This is a genomic window from Kitasatospora sp. NPDC034023 (genome assembly GCF_055575795.1).
On record NZ_JBVIRY010000062.1, the window covers coordinates 1 to 15,706 of the forward strand.

The following is a 15,706-nucleotide window of genomic DNA, read 5'->3' on the forward strand; positions in this document are numbered from 1 at the left end:
CTCCGCGTGTCATGGCCTTCTTCTACCAGCAGCAGCACCGCCGAAGCGCCCGAATCCACGAACTCATGATCTGAATTCAGAACAGTCCCTAGGGGCGTCCGCATCGGCGGCATCACCCGAAAGGACGAAGTAGGGCGAAGCCACCCGTGTCGCCGACCACCGAGCGCCCAACGTCGGGGAACCCGCGGTCGGGAGCGGTAGTCACCGGGAGGTCTCGTGGTTGGCGGCATGCGGTTCGCCCGTCCGCTGGAGGTGCGGTGGATCCACGGATCGCCGTCGTCCAAGCACAACACGGACCCGGAGATCCACGTCCACGTGTACGACGAGCACACCGTCATCATGCGGCAGAACAAGGCGGTCCACTACGAAGCCCCGTTCCCGTACCTGCTGTTCGGGGCGGAGCGCGCTCTCCTGCTGGACACCGGGGCCACCGCCGAGCCCGCGTTCTTCCCGCTGCGCACGGTGGTCGACGGCCTGATCGGGCGCTGGCTCGCCCGCCACCCCCGCGACGGCTACGAACTGCTCGTCCTGCACACCCACGACCACGACGACCACGTCGCCGCCGACCGGCAGTTCGCCGACCGGCCGGACACCACCCTGGTGCCCGCCCACCCGGCCGCCGCCTGGCCGTACTTCGGCTTCGACCGGAATCCGGAGGCGGTGGCCACGGTCGACCTCGGCGGCGGCCGCGCCGCGGAGTGCCTGGCCACGCCCGGGCACCACGCCTCGGCGGTGACGTACTACGACCCGTGGACGGGCTTCCTGCTCACCGGCGACACCGTCTACCCGGGCCGGCTCTACATCGACGACTGGGCGGCCTTCGGGCGCTCCGTCGACCGGCTGCTCGACTTCGCTCGGCACCGCCCGGTGACGTACGTCCTCGGCTGCCACATCGAGATGACCCGCCACCCCGGCGTGGACTACCCCGTCCGCACCACCTACCAGCCGAACGAACCCCCACTCCAACTCACCCTCGGCCACCTGCGCCAGATCCGCGCCGCCCTCGCCGAATCCGGCCCCTCCCCGACCCGCCGCGCCCTGCGCGACCTGGTCCTCTGCCCGACGGGCTGAGCCCCGCCGGGCGCGACCGGACCCGACCGGAATCAGTCCCGGTACGGAACCAGCCGGGACAGGTCCAGCTCGAAGCCGAACGGCTCGGGAATGCCGATGGTCTCGCCGAACTCCCGCTCCGTCCGCGTGTGGTAGCGGTCGCGGTTCGGCTCCGAGAACAGCGTCACGGTCTTCTGCCGCGGGTCCACGATCAGGTAGAGCGGGAGGCCCATCCGCGGGTAGTCGCGGACCTTCCCGCTCCAGTCGTTGTCGGGGTTGGACGGCGAGACGATCTCGACCGCGATCAGGGCCAGCTCGGCCGGGATCTCGCGGCCCAGCTCGATGACGTCCTCGGGCAGGTAGGTGAGGTCGGGGTTACGGACCGAGCCGACCTCAGGCGAGGAGAGGTCGCTGTTCCCGGTCGGGAAGTACCCCGGTGGGCAGTGTGCCTCGAACTGGCGCTGGACGATCGCGAGGTTGAGCTGGTGGATCGACGACGGCGACGCCTGCATGACGATGATGTCGCCGGACAGCTCGACCTTGTAGCCGTCCGGGAGGCTACGACGGGCCTCTTCGAGCAGGCGATAGTGCTCAGGGTTCATGCGGTCTCCGTAAGTTGTTAGGCGGCCCGGGAGGGCCGGATGTGGCTGATGCGGTCTTGCCTTCTGTGGCTCCCGAGGAGTGGCCGTCCGGCTCTCCGGGGCGCCCTGGCTGCTGATTGAGATCTGCGTTCCGAGCGCTGTTTACGGAGCTGACGGCGGGGTGTTCCTCGGGCCAACGGCGAAGCAGGCAGTTCGAGGAGGGGCGAATGAGCAGACAGCGGGACCAGGTCTGGGCCGGCATCGACGCGGGCAAGGGCCACCATTGGGCGGCGGTGGTCGACGACACCGGCGCGACCCTGTGGTCGCGGAAGATCGACAACGACGAGTCGGCGATCCTGACCGCGATCGGCGAGATCCTCGCCCTGGCCGACCGGGTTGCCTGGGCGGTGGACATCTCCGGCACGGCGTCGGCGCTGCTGCTGGCCCTGCTCGCCGCCCACGGGCAGAAGCCCGTGTATGTGCCCGGCCGGACCGTGAACCGGATGTCCGACGCCTACCGGGGCGAGGCGAAGAGCGACGCCCGCGACGCCTACGTGATCGCGGAAACCGCCCGCGTCCGCCGGGACTTCGCGGCGATCGACGTGCCCGCCCAGCTGGCGGCCGACCTCGCGCTGCTGACCGCGCACCGCACCGACCTGGTCGCCGACCGGGTCCGGATGATCAACCGCCCGCGCGATGTGCTGACCGGGATCTTCCCGGCGCTGGAGCGGGCCTTCGACTACTCCGCCCACAAGGGCGCCCTGGTACTGCTGACGGGCTACCAGACCCCGGCGGCCCTGCGTCGCCGCGGGCGGGCCCGGCTGACGGCCTGGCTGGCCAATCGCGGCGTGCGTGGCGCGGACGCAGTGGCCGCCACCGCTCTGGAGGCGGCCGGCGCCCAGCACACCGTGCTGCCCGGCGAGGATGTCGCCGCGCAGATCGTCGCCGACCTCGCGGCCCAGATCCTGGTCCTGGACGACCGGCTCAAGGGCATAGACAAGCAGATCAAGGCCACGTTCCACGCCCACCCGCAGGCGGAGATCATCGAGTCGCTGCCGGGCGTCGGGCCGATCCTGGGCGCGGAGTTCGTCGTCGCCGCCGGCGACCTGAGCGCCTACGCCGACGCGGGCCACCTGGCCTCGGCGGCCGGGCTGGTGCCCGTCCCGCGCGACTCGGGCCGACGGACCGGCAACCTGCACCGGCCCAAGCGCTACAGCCGCCGCCTGCGCAGGGTGTTCTACCTGTCCGCGCAGACGAGCATCATCAGAGACGGGCCCAACCGTGACTTCTACCTCAAGAAGCGCGGCGAAGGGCTCAAGCAAGTCCAGGCGATCATTGCTCTCGCCCGCCGACGGGTCAGCGTCCTGTGGGCCCTCCTGCGCGACAACCGGGTCTTCACCCCCGATCCGGCCGCGCAGACGGCTTGACTCAATCATTGAGACTCCTCCGGTGCTTCGGCCACCGTACGGCAGCCGGCGCACCGGAGGCGGGCATCCGCGGGGTGTTCAGTCCTCCGGGGGCGAGCCCGGGGGCTCCGTCGGGAGCCGGGTGGCGAGGAGGGCGCCGGCGGCGACCAGGGCGGCGGTGAGGAGGAGGGCGAGGCGGTAGGGAGTGGTGCCCGAGTCGGCGGGGAAGGCCCCGATGAGGGCGGCGGTGGCGGCGATGCCGAGGGCGCCGCCGAGGGTGCGCAGGATGGTGAAGAGGCCCATCGCGCGGCCCATCGCGGGCGGGCGGACGTCGGCGAAGCCGGCGATCTGGACAGTGAGGACGGCGGCGCCGAGGATGAGGCCGACGCCGAACATCAGGGCCCGGACCAGCCACGGATTCTCCGCGTAGCCGAGCGCCGCGAGGACGACAGCGGCGAGCAGCAGCCCGGGCAGGGCGAGGCGGCGCGGGCCGAGGCGGGGCAGCAGGCGGTCCACCACCTGGGAGGCGGCCATCAGGCCGATCGCCTCCGGGAAGACGCTCAGTCCGGCGTCGAGGGCGGTGGCGCGCTGGGCCGCCTGGTAGAGCAGCGGGAGGGCGAACAGCGCGCCCATCAGTGCGGCGGAGGTGAGCAGGGCCAGCCGGCTCGCCGCGCCGAAGGTCCGGTCGGCGAGCAGTCGCAGGTCCACCAGTGGCTCGTCGGCGCGGAGTTGCCGACGGACGGCGGCAGCCAAGAGGACCAGGCCTGCGACGGCGCCGAGTACCACGCCCGGAGAGGACCAGCCGTGGGCCGGGCCGAAGCCGAGGGCGTAGGTCAGCAGGCCGAGGCCGGGGGTGGCGAGCAGGAACCCGGTGGTGTCGAAGCGGCCGGCCGGGGGTTCGTCGGCGCTGCGCAGGCCGCGCAGGCCGACGGCGACGGCGGCCACCCCGATCGGCACGTTGACGAGGAACAGCCAGTGCCAGGACAGGTGTTCGGTGAGGAGGCCGCCGAGTGGCGGTCCGAGGGCGGGCATCAGCGCGGTGGGGACGATCAGGATCCGGCCCAGGCCCGCCCGCTCGTGCGGGGCGAAGGCCCGGAACAGCAGGGTCATCCCGACCGGGGTGAGCAGTCCGCCCGCCACGCCCTGGACGGCCCGTGCGGCGGCCAGCGAGCCGAGGCCAGGGGCGGCGGCGCACAGGGCGGAGGCGAGGGTGAAGGCGCCGAGCGCGCCGAGGAAGACCCGCTTCACGCCGTACCGGTCGCCGAGCCAGCCGGCCACCGGCAGGCCGAGGGCGAGGCCGATCAGGAAGGCGGTCTCGACGGCGTTGGCCGCCGAGACCGGTCGGCCGAAGTCCTCGGCGATGCAGAACAGCGCGGGGTTGACGATGGTCGAGTCCAGGCCGTTCATGCACATCGCGGCCGTGTAGACGGCGACCACCGCGGCGTGCCCCGCGAGCGGGGGACGCGCCGGGGCCTGGGCGCCCGGGGCATCGGGGGCCTGGGCGTCGGGGGCCTGGGCGTCGGGGGCGCCGGTCGCCCCGGCAGGGGCTTCGGGAGGGGCCCCGGCAGGGGCCTCGGAAGGTGTCACAGGGTGGTCCAGTGGGCGGTGATCCACTCCAGGGCGGCGGCCCGCTCGCACGGGCCGTGGGCGACGTCCCAGCCGGCCGGGACGGCGGCGAAGGAGGGCCAGAGGGAGTGCTGTCCCTCGGGGTTGACGAGCGCCAGGAACTCGCCGTCGGCGTCGAAGGGGTTGGCGGGGGCGTCACTCATCGGGGCACTTCTCCAGGTCGGCGGCGAGGTGGTCGGCGATCACGCTCGCGATGTGCGCGATCGGGGCGGGCAGGGTCATGTCCTTGTGGGAGCAGGCCACGTCGGTGTTGGCGATCCGGCCGGTCACGTACGGGTTCCAGAGTTCGGGCACCAGGGTGTCGTCGATGGTGTCGACGGTGGCACGGAAGAACAGCACGTCCCCGTCGTAGCGGCGGTGGTCGTAGCCGCGTACGAGGTGGTTGGTGTTGAGGTAGATCCGGTTGAGCGCGGCCACGGTGGTGTCGTCGAGTCCGGCGAGCGGGCTGCCTTCGCGGTGCAACAGCTCGGTGACGGCGTCGAGTTCGAGCGGCCGGCCGGCAAGGTCCTCGGGGCCGTAGCCACCCATGGTGAGCAGTGCCTCGAGTGCCTCGGCCTGGTCGGGGACGGGCAGTTCGCGGAAGCCTTCGGCGGGGTAGGCGTCCAGGACGGCGAGCAGCTCGACGTCCTGGCCCAGTTCCTGGAGCCGGACTGCCACGGCGTGGGCGATGATTCCGCCGGTGGACCAGCCGAGCAGCCGGTAGGGGCCTTCGGGCTGGACCTCGCGCAGCCGGTCGGCGTAGTGCGCGGCCAGTTCTTCCATCGTGCCGGGCAGCGGTTCGGCGGCGGTGGCGGCGCCGACGCCTTGGGCCTGGAGGCCGTAGAGGGGGATCTCGCCGGGCAGGTGTCGGATCAGGCCGGTGTAGCACCAACTGAGGCCGCCGGCCGGGTGGATGGCGAACAGCGGGCGTCGGCGGCCGGGGGCGACGGGCCGCAGCGGGAGCAGGACGTCCAGCGCGTCGGTGGACTCGGCGCCGGCGGCGAGGGCGGTGTCGATGGCGGTGTCGAGGGCGGCGACCGTGGGTGCCTGGAAGAGCGTACCGATGCCGACGTCCAGTCCGAGCAGTTCGCGGATCCGCCCGGCGAGGCGCACGACCAGCAGTGAGTGCCCGCCGAGGGCGAAGAAGTCGTCCTCGACGCCGACCGCGGCCACACCCAGGACCTCGGCGAACAGTTCGCACAGCTGCTGCTCGCGCGGGGTGCGCGGCGGTCGGCCGGCGCCCGCGGCCGGCGCCTCGGGCGCGGGCAGGGCGCGGCGATCGAGTTTGCCGTTGGCGGTCAGCGGCAGCCGGTCGAGCAGGACGACGGCGGACGGAACCATGTGGGCGGGCAGTCCGGCGGCGGCGTGGGTGCGCAGTTCGTCGGGGGTGACGCCTTCGGCCACCGCGCCGCCGGCCACCACGTGGGCGACCACGTAGGCGACCAGCCGCTGGTCCCCCGGCGCGTCCTCGCGGACGAGGACCGCGGCGTCGGCGACGGCCGGGTGGGCGGCCAACACGGCTTCGATCTCGCCGAGTTCGATCCGGAAGCCGCGCAGCTTGACCTGCTGGTCGGCGCGGCCGAAGTACTCGAGGATGCCGTCGGCGCGGCGGCGGGCGAGGTCGCCGGAACGGTACATCCGGGTGCCGTGCTCGCCGAAGAGCTCGGCGTACGGGTCGGCGACGAAGCGGGTGGCGGTGAGCGCGGGGCGGCCGAGGTAGCCGCGGGCCAGGCCCACCCCGGCGACGTACATCTCGCCGGTGACGCCGGGCGGGACGGGCTGCAGGTGCCGGTCGAGGACGTAGACGCGCAGGTCGGGGATGTTGACGCCGATGGTGCTGCTGCTTCCGGCGGCGGCGCTCGCCCGGTCGAGGGCGAGGCGGGAGACGTGCACGGTGGTCTCGGTGATGCCGTACATGTTGACCAGGGTCGGCGCGTCCTCGGCGTGCCGGGTGTACCAGTCGTCCAGACGGGCGAGTTCCAGCGCCTCGCCGCCGAACACCACGTGGCGCAGGGCGAGTTCACTGCCCGGGCGATCCCGGTCGGCGGCGCTGAGCTGGTAGAACGCGGAGGGCGTCTGGTTGAGCACGGTGACGCGTTCGCGGGCGAGCAGGTCAAGGAAGGCGGCGGGGTCGCGGCTGACCAGGTGCGGGACGACGACCAGCCGGCCGCCGTGCAGCAGGGCGCCCCACAACTCCCAGACGGAGAAGTCGAAGGCGTAGGAGTGGAACAGCGTCCAGACGTCGTCGGCGCCGAAGCCGAACCAGTGGTCGGTGGCACTGAACAGCCGGACCACGTTGCGATGGGTGACGGGTACGCCCTTGGGGCGGCCGGTGGAGCCGGAGGTGTAGATGACGTACGCGGTGTCCTCGGCGCTCAGCGGGCGGGTGCGTTCGTGTGGGGCGAGCGGGACGGCGGGACACTGCTCGGCTTCCGGTCCGTCGACGAGGAGTCGGGGTACGTCGCGGGCGGGCCCCGCGGGGGCGGACCCCTCCCGCGCGGACCGCTCGTGGGCGGACCTCTCGTGCGCGGACCGCTCGTGGGCGGACCGCTCGTGGGCGGACCGCTCGTGGGCGGACCCCTCGTGGGCGGTCCTCTCGTGGGTTGGCAGCCGGGGTGCGGTGGCGCGGTCGGTGAGCACGGCGGCGGGGGCGGCGTCGGCCAGCATGTAGGCCAGGCGGTCGGCCGGGTACTCGGGGTCGAGCGGCAGGTAGGCGGCGCCGGACTTGGCCACGGCCAGCAGGGCGACGACGAGTGCGAGCGAGCGCGGCAGGGCGAGGGCGACGATGGTGCCGGGGCCGATGCCGTTGGCGACCAGGAGTCGGGCCAACCGGTCGGCGCGGGCGCCGAGTTCGGTGTAGTCGAGTCGGCTTCCTTCGTAACTCACGGCGATCGCACGCGGGTTGGCCTTGGCTGCCGCCTCGAACAGCTCGGGCAGGGTGGCGCCGGGAGCGGCGTCCGTCGGGCTCGCCGGGCCGGGGGTGGCGTTCCACTCGACGAGGGCGCGCCGCCGCTCCTCCTCGCTGATCAGCGGGAGTCGGCCGATCTGGGTGTCGGGCGCGGTGGCGGCGGCGGTGAGGAGCCGGGCCAGCCGTTCCCCGAGCGTGGCCACGGTGGCGGCGTCGAAGAGGTCGGTGCGGTACTCCAGGAAGCCGCCGATGCCGCCGCCGGGCAGTTCGCCGGCGTTGAGGGTGAGGTCGAACTTGGCGGTGCCGCTGGGGACGGCGGCGAGCTCGGCAGTGAGGCCGCCCCCCAGCGCGATGCGCTCGTCGGGCCGGCTCTGCCAGGCGAGCATCACCTGGAAGAGCGGGTGGCGGGCGAGCGAGCGCGCCGGGTTGAGTTCCTCGACCAGGCGGTCGAAGGGCAGGTCGGCGTGCTCGTGGGCGCCGAGGACGGTGGTGCGTACCCGGGCCAGCAGCTCTCGGAAGGTCGGGTCGTCGGACGTGTCGGTGCGCAGGACCACGGAGTTGACGAAGTAGCCGACCAGCGCAGCGGTTCGGTCGTCCTCGCGGCCGGCCACCGGGGTGCCGATCGGGAGGTCGGTCCCGCAGCCGTGCCGGGCGAGCAGGGCGGTGAGCCCGGCCAGAACGGCCATGAAGACGGTGCTGTCCGCGGACCGGGCGAGCCCGGCAAGGGCGGTGTGCGCCTCGGCGTCGAGATCGAAGGGCACGGTGGCGCCCCGGTGCCCCGCGACGGCCGGGCGGGGGCGGTCGGTGGGCAGTTCCAGCTGGTCGGGCAGCCCGGCGAGCGCGGTGCGCCAGTACTCGGCTTGCCGGAGGGCGAGCGGGCTGGGCGCGTCGGGGGTGCCGAGACGCTGCCGCTGCCAGGCTGCGTGGTCGGCGAACTGGACGGTGAGCCGTGGCAGTTCTGGTTCACGCCCGGCGATCCTGACGGTGTAGGCGGCGGCCAGGTCGCGGACCAGCGGAGTGGTGGAAGCGCCGTCGCCGGCGATGTGGTGGAGCAGCAGGAGGAGGGTGTGCTCGGCGGGCCCGTCGGAGAACAGGGTGGCCCGCAGCGGCGGTTCGGCGGTCAGGTCGAAGGCGTACCGGACGGCCTCTGCCAACTCGGTTGGCCCGTCGTGCAGTTCGATGGGTGCGGGCGGCCGGATCCGCTGGTACGGCATGCCGTCCGGCTCCTCGCCGTAGACGGTGCGCAGGACTTCGTGCCGGGCCACGAGGTCGCCGAGGGCGAGGGTGAGCGCGTGCCGGTCCAGCGGGCCGGTGAGGGTGAGCGCGAGCGGGATGTTGTAGGTGGGGCTGGGGCCTTCGAGCCGGTGCAGGAACCAGAGGCCGCGCTGGGCGGGCGAGAGCGGCATCCGCTCGGTGCGCGGGACGGGTACGAGGGCGGTGCGCGGCTCGGGAGCGTCGGCATGGTCGGCGTCGGCCTGGTTCGTGTCGGCCTGGCTGGTGTCGCTCGGGCCGGGGTCGGGCCAGGCGGGGTCGGGCCGGCCCGTGCAGGCCCGGTCGCCGAGCAGGGCGGCGAGGCGGGCCGGGGTCGGGCGGCGGAAGACGTCGGCGAACCCGACCGGCCTGGCGAAGGTCTCGCGCAGCCGGGCGGCGAGGCGACCGGCGAGCAGCGAGTGACCGCCGAGGTCGAAGAAGGAGGCGTCCCGACCGGGAGCCTGCGGCAGGCCGAGGACGTCGGCGAACAGCCCGCAGACCAGCTCCTCCTGCGGCGTCGCCGCGGCAGCGCCTTCGGCGGAGACGGCCGGCTCGGGCAGGGCCCGGTGGTCAAGCTTGTCGTGGGCGGTGCGCGGCAGTTCGTCGAGCAGCAGCACGGCCGCCGGGACCATGTGCGCGGGCAGCCGGGCGGCGAGCGCGGCGCGCAACCCGTCCGGGTCCGGGGCGCGGCCGGGTGCGGGGACCGCGTAGCCGAGCAGGCGCTTGCCCTGTGGTCCGGGACGGGCGATCACCACGGCCTGGGCGACGCCGGGCAGTTCGGCGAGGACGGCGGCGATCTCGCCGGGCTCGACCCGGAAGCCGCGGATCTTCACCTGGTCGTCGGCGCGGCCGAGGAACTCCAGGCTGCCGTCCGGGCGGCGGCGGGCCAGGTCGCCGGTGCGGTACATCCGGGCGCCCGGCCCGCCGAAGGGGTCGGCGAGGAAGCGTTCGGCGGTCAGGTCGGGGCGGCCGAGGTAGCCGCGGGCCAGGCAGGCGCCGGCGACGTACAGTTCGCCGGCGACGCCGTCGGGCGCGGGGCGCAGGGAGCCGTCCAGGACGTAGGCGCGGGAGCCGCGCACCACCCGGCCGACCGGGGCACCGTCCGGGCCCGGGGTCCAGGCGTAGGCGTCGACGGTGGTCTCGGTCGGGCCGTAGAGGTCGACCGGGTGCAGGCCGGGGACGGCGGTCAGGCGCTGCCAGAGGGCGGGCGGGGTGGCCTCGCCGCCGACCACGAGGACGGACGGGCGGTGCCGCCCTTCGTCCAGGATCCCTTCCGCGATGAGGACTTCGAGGTAGGAGGGGGTGAGGTCGAGGTAGTCGATGCGCTCGCGGTCGAGGTGCGCGGCGAGGGCGGCCGGGTCGCGGTAGGTGGCGTCCTCCAGCAGGTGGAGCTCGTGGCCGTGGACCATCCAGAGCACCGGGTCCCAGGAGGCGTCGAAGGCGAACGAGGCGCTGTGGGCGACGCGCAGGCGCTCACGGCCGGTACGGCGCACGGCGGGGGCGATGTGGTCCTCGACGAGGCCGGCGTACAGGTTGGCCAGCGAGGCATGGGTGACCACCACGCCCTTGGGGCGGCCGGTGGAACCGGAGGTGTGCAACACGTACGCGGGGTGGTGGAGTTGCGGCGCGGGCGGGGCAGTGTCGGGCTCGCTGTCGGCCTCCCCCGGCCGTACCGTGGGCAGGTCGGTGCGCACGACGGGCGGGTCGGCGGGCAGGTCGGTGGCCACAGTGGGCAGGTCGGCGGGCAGGCCGAGTCCGGCGAGGGCCTCGACGGTGCCGACCGCACACACCGGGCGGGCGTCGGCCAGGACGGCGGCGAGCCGCTGCCGGGGGTGGGTGAGGTCGAGGGAGACGCAGGCGCCGCCGGCCTTGAGGACGGCGAGCATCGCGACGAGCGTGTCCGTGCCGCGCGGCAGGGCGATCGCGATCGGCGCGCCGGCCCGTACGCCGAGGGCGGTCAGGCGGTGGGCGAGGCGGTTGGCGGCGGTGTCGAGCTGCGCGTACGTCAGGGCGGTCGCGCCGCAGCGGACGGCGACGGCCTCCGGGGTGCGGGCGGCCCGGGCGGCGAACAGCTCGGGCACCGTGCGCTCCGCCGGGGGTTCGGCCCGGCCCGCGGTGGCCCGGCGCAGGCTGTCCGCGTCGAGCAGGTCGATCCGGGCGATCGGGGTCTGCGGGGCGGTGAGCAGCAGCTCGGCGAGGGCGTCGAGGTAGCGCAGCAGGCCGTCGCGGTGGGCGGCGAGGGAGGCGGCGCCGTGACGGGCCGGGTCGGCGTCGATGGCCAGGCGCAGCGCGCCGTCCGGGCCGGGCGAGACGTTCAGGGCGAGGTCGCCCACGGGGCCGGCGGCGAGGTTGCGGACGGTGCCGGGCAGGCCGGCCAGGTCGAGGTCGCCCTCGAAAGCCTTGATGTTGACCATCGGGCCGAACAGGGCGCGGCGGTCGCCGGTGCGGCCGAGGTCTCGGCGCAGGTCGTCCAGCGGGTAGCGCTGGTGGCGGCGGACGGCGCGCAGTTCGCGGACCACTCGGCGCAGCAGGTCCTCGGCGCTGTCGGCGGGGCGGACGGCGAGGCGCAGCGGGAGCACGTTGGCGGCGGCGACGGGGGTGCGCAGGGCGGCCGGGCCGCGACGGTTGGCGAGCGGCAGGCCGAGGACGACGTCCCGGCTGCCGGACAGGCGGTGCAGGTAGCCGGCGGTGGCGGCGAGGAGCAGTTCGGCCCAGGTGGCGCGGACGACGGTGGCGGCGCGCTCCAGGCGCTCGCGGGTGCCGACGGGGAGGTCGACGGCGAGGCGCAGCGGGGCCGCGCCGGGTTCGCGGGCGGGCGTGCCCGGGAGGGTCGCCGGGGTGTCGGCGTCGGCCATCCGGGCGGACCAGTAGGCGCGGTCGGCCGCGTACTCCTCGCCGTCGCGGTACGCGGCCTCCTCGGCGGCGGCCTCGGCGAGGCGCGCGAACGGGCTCGGGGGCGGGGTCGGGGTAGGGCTCGACGTTGGGCTCGGGGTCGACTCGGCGCCGCCGGCGTCCGCGCGGTACAGCTCGGCGACCCGATCGCCGAGGAGGGCCAACGCGTAGGCATCGACGGCGAGATGGTGGATCCGCCGGTACCAGAGCCACCGGTCGTCGGCGAGGCGGATGAGCGCGTGGGTGAACAGCGGGCCCTCGGAGAGGTCGACCGGACGGGCGAGGTCGGCGCGCATCCAGGCCTCGGCGGCGGCTTCGGCGGCGGCTTCGGCGGCGGCTTCGGCTTCAGCGGCGGTGCCGGTGCCGGTGCCGGTGCTCACGTCGGCCTCCGGAGCGGTCTCGGCGCGAAGGTCGAGGCGGTGCAGTAGCCACTGGCGGTGGGGCCTCAGCCGCTGACGGGGCGTGCCGTCGGGGCCGGCGACGACGACGACGCTCAGCGCCTCCGCCTCCTCCACCGCCTGCCGTAGCGCCCGCTCGAACCGGTCCTCGTCGAGCGGACCGGCGACCTCGACGGCGTCGCCGGTGTTGTAGACCGGGCTGGCGGGTTCGAGTGACTGGGCGTACCAGATGGCGGCCTGGGCGGCGAGCAACGGGATGTCGGCGGCCTGGGTCTCGACGATCCGGGGGTCGCCGGTCTGAATGTCGCCGGTCTGAATGTCGTCAGTCCGGGTGTCGCCAGTCTGGGTCTCGGCGGCGGGCATGGTTCGGAGAGCTCCTCGGGGATCCGGAACGCCTTATTTAGGTTAGCCTAACCTAACTTCATATGATCTGGTCAACGGGCGCGGGAAGCCCCGGCCCTGACACCTCGGAGGCGCCACCCATGCCCCTGTCCGCCACCCCGGCCGCGACCCTGTCCGCCACCAAGCAGGCCGTCCGCGACCGCGTGCACGCACACCGGGAGGAGCTGCTCGCGCTCAGCCGCCGCATCCACGCCCACCCCGAGACCGCCTTCGAGGAGCACCGCGCGGCCGGCTGGTGCGCCGAACTGCTGCGCGGCCAGGGCTACTCCGTCACCGCGCCCGTGCACGACCTGGCCACCGCGTTCAGCGCGACCCTCGGCAGCGGGCCGGTCACCGTCGCGCTGGTCTGCGAGTACGACGCGCTGCCCGGCCTCGGCCACGCCTGCGGGCACAACCTGATCGCCGCCGCGGGCCTCGGCGCGGCGCTCGGGCTCGCCCCGTACACCGAGCAACTCGGGCTCACCGTACGGGTGATCGGCGCACCGGCGGAGGAGCGCGGGGCCGGCAAGGCACTGCTGCTGGAGGCGGGGGCCTTCGCCGGGGCGGACGCCGCGATGATGGTCCACCCCTGCCCGGTCGAGGTCGCCGACTTCCGCTCCTTCGCGCTCGGCACGCTGTCCGTCAACTACCGCGGGCGCGCCGCCCACCCGAGCCTCAATCCGCACGACGGCCGCAACGCCGCCGACGCGCTCACCGTCGCCCAGGTCGCGATCGGGCTGCTGCGCCAGCAACTCCCGCCGCGCTGGCGGGTGCACGGCATCACCACGGCGGCCGGGACGGCACCGAACCTGATCCCGGACAGTGCCCGCGCCGAGTACGAGATCCGGGCCTCGGCCGCCGAGGACCTCGCGGAGCTGCGCACCCGGGTCGAGGACTGCTTCCGCGCCGGGGCGCTGGCCACCGGGTGCACGGTGGAACTGTCCCGGCCCGAGCCGGACTACCTGGACATGCGGTCCGATCCGGGGCTGCTGGCCCTGTGGCGGGCCAACGCGGCGGCGCTCGGCCGGCCGGAGCCGGTCGAGCGCGGGCCGTTCGCCTGTACGGACATGGGGAACGTGTCACACGTGGTGCCCTCGATCCATCCGGTCCTGGACATCACGGGCGGCGCCTGCGCCCCGCACGAGGCGGCGTTCGCCGAGGCGGCACGGGGGGCGGAGGCGGAACGGGCGGTGCTGGACGGCGCGGTGGCAATGGCGTGGACGGCAGCGGACCTGGCGGCGGCAGGGGCAGGCCTGGCGGCAGGGGCCTCGTTGGCGGACAAGTAACGGCGGACAGCTTTCAGCGAACAGATTTCATCATCTGTTCGCTGAAAGCTGTCACCTGAAAGTCGTCAGCCGTCAGCCGTCCGTCCGCAGTCCGCCATCCGCCATCCGCCCGTCAGGCACCCAGCAGAGCCGCCGGCGCCACCCGCACCGCCGTCACGCCCAGCTCCCGGACCAGCGCCCCGGCCTCCCCCTCCCCCTGCGGATCGGCGAGCACCACGGCGGCGCCCGTCCGCAGCGGCCAGAGGAACTCCCAAAGCGGCAGCCCCAGTTGCAGCACCCGGTCGCCCGGGCCGAGCGGGTGCTGCGCCTGCAGCTCGCGCACCCGGCGGTCCGCCTCGGCATGGGTGAGCCGCACAGCCGTCGGGCGCCCGCCCGGGCCGTACCCGACGCAGAGCAGGTGCCGCGGGGTGAGCGCCCGAGGCGGGTCGGTGGGCAGCTCGCCGTCCGTCTCCAGCCCGGCGAGCGCTCCCGCCACCCCCTCCCCCAGCACGCACACCGGCCCGGTCTCCGCGAGCAGCCGCGCCCTGCGCCCGGGCGCGTCGGCCGGGTCCAGCGGCAGGTACGCCGCGCCCGACTTCACCACCGCCAGCAGCGCCGTCAGCAGCCCGGCCGGACTCCGAACGGCCGCCAGGCCGACCACCGCACCCGGGCGGGCCCCGCGGGCGGCCAAGGCGCGCGCCAACCGGTTGGCCGAGGCGTTCAGTTCCCCGTAGCTGACGGTCTCCCCGCCTGCGAGCACCAGCGCCGGCGCGTCCGGTGTCCGGGCCGCCTGGGCCTCGACCGGCCCCACCACGGTGGTCGCCGGGTACGTCACCGTGCGCCGGGGCAGGGACGGCGCCGAGGGCAGCGCCCCCTCCCGCTCCAACTCCCGGACGGACTCTCGCATGACCTCCCACACGGACTCCCGGACCGCTGTCCGGGCGGCCTCCCGTACGACCGCCGCCATCAGGCCGCGCCCAGCAGCTCGGCCCAGGCCTCGATCACCGGACGCTCCGCGAGCCGGACGAACGCCACCTCGACGCCCTCCGCCCGCCAGCGCTCGGCGAGCGTCATCAGGCGGATGGAGTCCAGCCCCCAGTCGACCAGGTTCTCGTCCAGCGGGATGTCCGCCGGGTCCTCGCCGAGGAGGTCGGCGACCTCGGCCCGGATCCGAACCACCGTGAAGCCCACGCCTGTCACTTCCCGTCCACCTCTTCCGTCTCGCCCGAACCCCCCGCGCCCGCCGCCTCGTCCACGCTGTTCGCGCCGTTGGCACCGTCCACGCCGTCCACGCCGTCCACGCCGTCCACGCCATGCACGCCATGCACGCCGTTCAACGTTCCGAGCACGGCCGCCGTCGTGGTGACCACTCCGCAGCGCCCGGCCACCCAGGCCAGCGCGGCACGGTGCTCCGCCGGGCCGAAGTCGGCGACGGCGTCGGCCACCACGAAGGCCTGGATGTCCCGCATCCAGGCGTCGCAGGCGGTGGCCTGCACGCCGATGTGCGCGTACACGCCGGTGATCACCAGCTGGTCCCGGCCCTGCTCGCGCAGCAGGTGCGCCAACTCGGTGCGCACGAAGGCGCTGTACTTCCACTTGGTCAGCACGGTGTCGCCCGGCCTCGGCGCGACGGCGTCGGCGATCGCGGTGGCGCGCGGGCCGTCCGGGATGCCGGGCCCCCAGAAGTCCTGCTGCAGTCCGCGCTCGGCCGGGCTCTGTCCGCCCGGCTGCGCCGAGTAGACGACCGGGACGCCGGTGGCGCCCGCCGCCTCGGCCAACCCCGCGACGTTGCCGAGCAGTTCGGGAACCGGCGCGGCCCCGGTGTCGTAGGCGCCCAGGAAATGGTTCTGCAGGTCGTGGACCAGCAGGACGGCGCGCGCCGGGTCCACCGTCCAGGCGACCCGGTCGGCGGGCAGCTCCCCGGCGGCGGGCATCGGATAGGAGGGTATGCGGGGCAGGCCCACGATGG

General features: G+C 74.6%; 9 protein-coding genes and 1 pseudogene. 3 read left to right on the forward strand and 7 right to left on the reverse strand.

Features of this window, described 5'->3' with window-relative positions; translation table 11 throughout:
• The first annotated feature begins 228 nt into the window (after positions 1–228).
• Complete coding sequence (locus tag ACZ52R_RS40900) at positions 229–1,071, forward strand: MBL fold metallo-hydrolase (RefSeq protein ID WP_465755320.1); 843 nt, start codon at positions 229–231, stop codon at positions 1,069–1,071.
• 32 nt (positions 1,072–1,103) lie between these two features.
• On the opposite strand, the gene ACZ52R_RS40905 is transcribed toward ACZ52R_RS40900, so the two are convergent.
• The gene (locus tag ACZ52R_RS40905) at positions 1,104–1,652 is read right to left on the reverse strand and encodes a Uma2 family endonuclease (protein ID WP_465755321.1); all 549 of its coding nucleotides are present in this window, start codon (positions 1,650–1,652) and stop codon (positions 1,104–1,106) included.
• Positions 1,653–1,858: 206 nt separating this feature from the next.
• Here ACZ52R_RS40905 and ACZ52R_RS40910 point away from each other — a divergent pair, with 206 nt between their 5' ends.
• Entirely contained in the window at positions 1,859–3,058 is a 1,200-nt protein-coding gene (locus ACZ52R_RS40910) for an IS110 family RNA-guided transposase (protein ID WP_465755322.1), read from the forward strand.
• 78 nt (positions 3,059–3,136) lie between these two features.
• On the opposite strand, the gene ACZ52R_RS40915 is transcribed toward ACZ52R_RS40910, so the two are convergent.
• The 3 genes from ACZ52R_RS40915 to ACZ52R_RS40925 all read right to left on the reverse strand — a co-directional run bounded on the left by ACZ52R_RS40915 (position 3,137) and on the right by ACZ52R_RS40925 (position 12,454).
• Positions 3,137–4,474, reverse strand: coding sequence for a DHA2 family efflux MFS transporter permease subunit (locus tag ACZ52R_RS40915; RefSeq protein WP_465755333.1), 1,338 nt, complete (start codon positions 4,472–4,474; stop codon positions 3,137–3,139).
• Between the two features lie 146 nt (positions 4,475–4,620).
• Positions 4,621–4,806 (reverse strand): MbtH family protein, encoded by a 186-nt coding sequence (locus tag ACZ52R_RS40920; RefSeq protein ID WP_465755323.1) that lies wholly within the window; start codon positions 4,804–4,806, stop codon positions 4,621–4,623.
• On the reverse strand, positions 4,799–12,454 hold the full coding sequence (locus tag ACZ52R_RS40925; RefSeq protein ID WP_465755324.1) for an amino acid adenylation domain-containing protein: 7,656 nt from the start codon (positions 12,452–12,454) through the stop codon (positions 4,799–4,801). The genes ACZ52R_RS40920 and ACZ52R_RS40925 overlap by 8 nt, the downstream gene beginning before the upstream one ends.
• 119 nt (positions 12,455–12,573) lie before the next feature.
• Between ACZ52R_RS40925 and ACZ52R_RS40930 the strand changes: the two genes are divergently transcribed.
• On the forward strand, positions 12,574–13,758 hold the full coding sequence (locus ACZ52R_RS40930; RefSeq protein ID WP_465755325.1) for an amidohydrolase: 1,185 nt from the start codon (positions 12,574–12,576) through the stop codon (positions 13,756–13,758).
• Between the two features lie 112 nt (positions 13,759–13,870).
• Here the strand turns inward: ACZ52R_RS40930 and ACZ52R_RS40935 are convergent, their stop codons facing one another.
• The 3 genes and pseudogenes from ACZ52R_RS40935 to ACZ52R_RS40945 all read right to left on the reverse strand — a co-directional run.
• A complete protein-coding gene (locus ACZ52R_RS40935; protein WP_465620819.1) occupies positions 13,871–14,644 on the reverse strand; it encodes an AMP-binding protein in 774 nt (257 codons plus the stop codon).
• Between the two features lie 59 nt (positions 14,645–14,703).
• A complete protein-coding gene (locus tag ACZ52R_RS40940; protein ID WP_465620821.1) occupies positions 14,704–14,937 on the reverse strand; it encodes a phosphopantetheine-binding protein in 234 nt (77 codons plus the stop codon).
• Positions 14,938–15,083: 146 nt separating this feature from the next.
• A pseudogene (locus ACZ52R_RS40945) lies at positions 15,084–15,701 on the reverse strand (isochorismatase family protein); the annotation flags it as partial.
• Positions 15,702–15,706: the final 5 nt, after the last annotated feature.

What these genes read in the sequence shown, in the direction of transcription:
- ACZ52R_RS40900 (WP_465755320.1), top strand. Translation starts at nt 229, where the DNA reads ATGCGGTTCGCCCGTCCGCTGGAGGTGCGGTGGATCCACGGATCGCCG.
- ACZ52R_RS40905 (WP_465755321.1), bottom strand. Translation starts at nt 1,652, where the DNA reads ATGAACCCTGAGCACTATCGCCTGCTCGAAGAGGCCCGTCGTAGCCTC.
- ACZ52R_RS40910 (WP_465755322.1), top strand. Translation starts at nt 1,859, where the DNA reads ATGAGCAGACAGCGGGACCAGGTCTGGGCCGGCATCGACGCGGGCAAG.
- ACZ52R_RS40920 (WP_465755323.1), bottom strand. Translation starts at nt 4,806, where the DNA reads ATGAGTGACGCCCCCGCCAACCCCTTCGACGCCGACGGCGAGTTCCTG.
- ACZ52R_RS40925 (WP_465755324.1), bottom strand. Translation starts at nt 12,454, where the DNA reads ATGCCCGCCGCCGAGACCCAGACTGGCGACACCCGGACTGACGACATT.
- ACZ52R_RS40930 (WP_465755325.1), top strand. Translation starts at nt 12,574, where the DNA reads ATGCCCCTGTCCGCCACCCCGGCCGCGACCCTGTCCGCCACCAAGCAG.
- ACZ52R_RS40935 (WP_465620819.1), bottom strand. Translation starts at nt 14,644, where the DNA reads ATGCGAGAGTCCGTCCGGGAGTTGGAGCGGGAGGGGGCGCTGCCCTCG.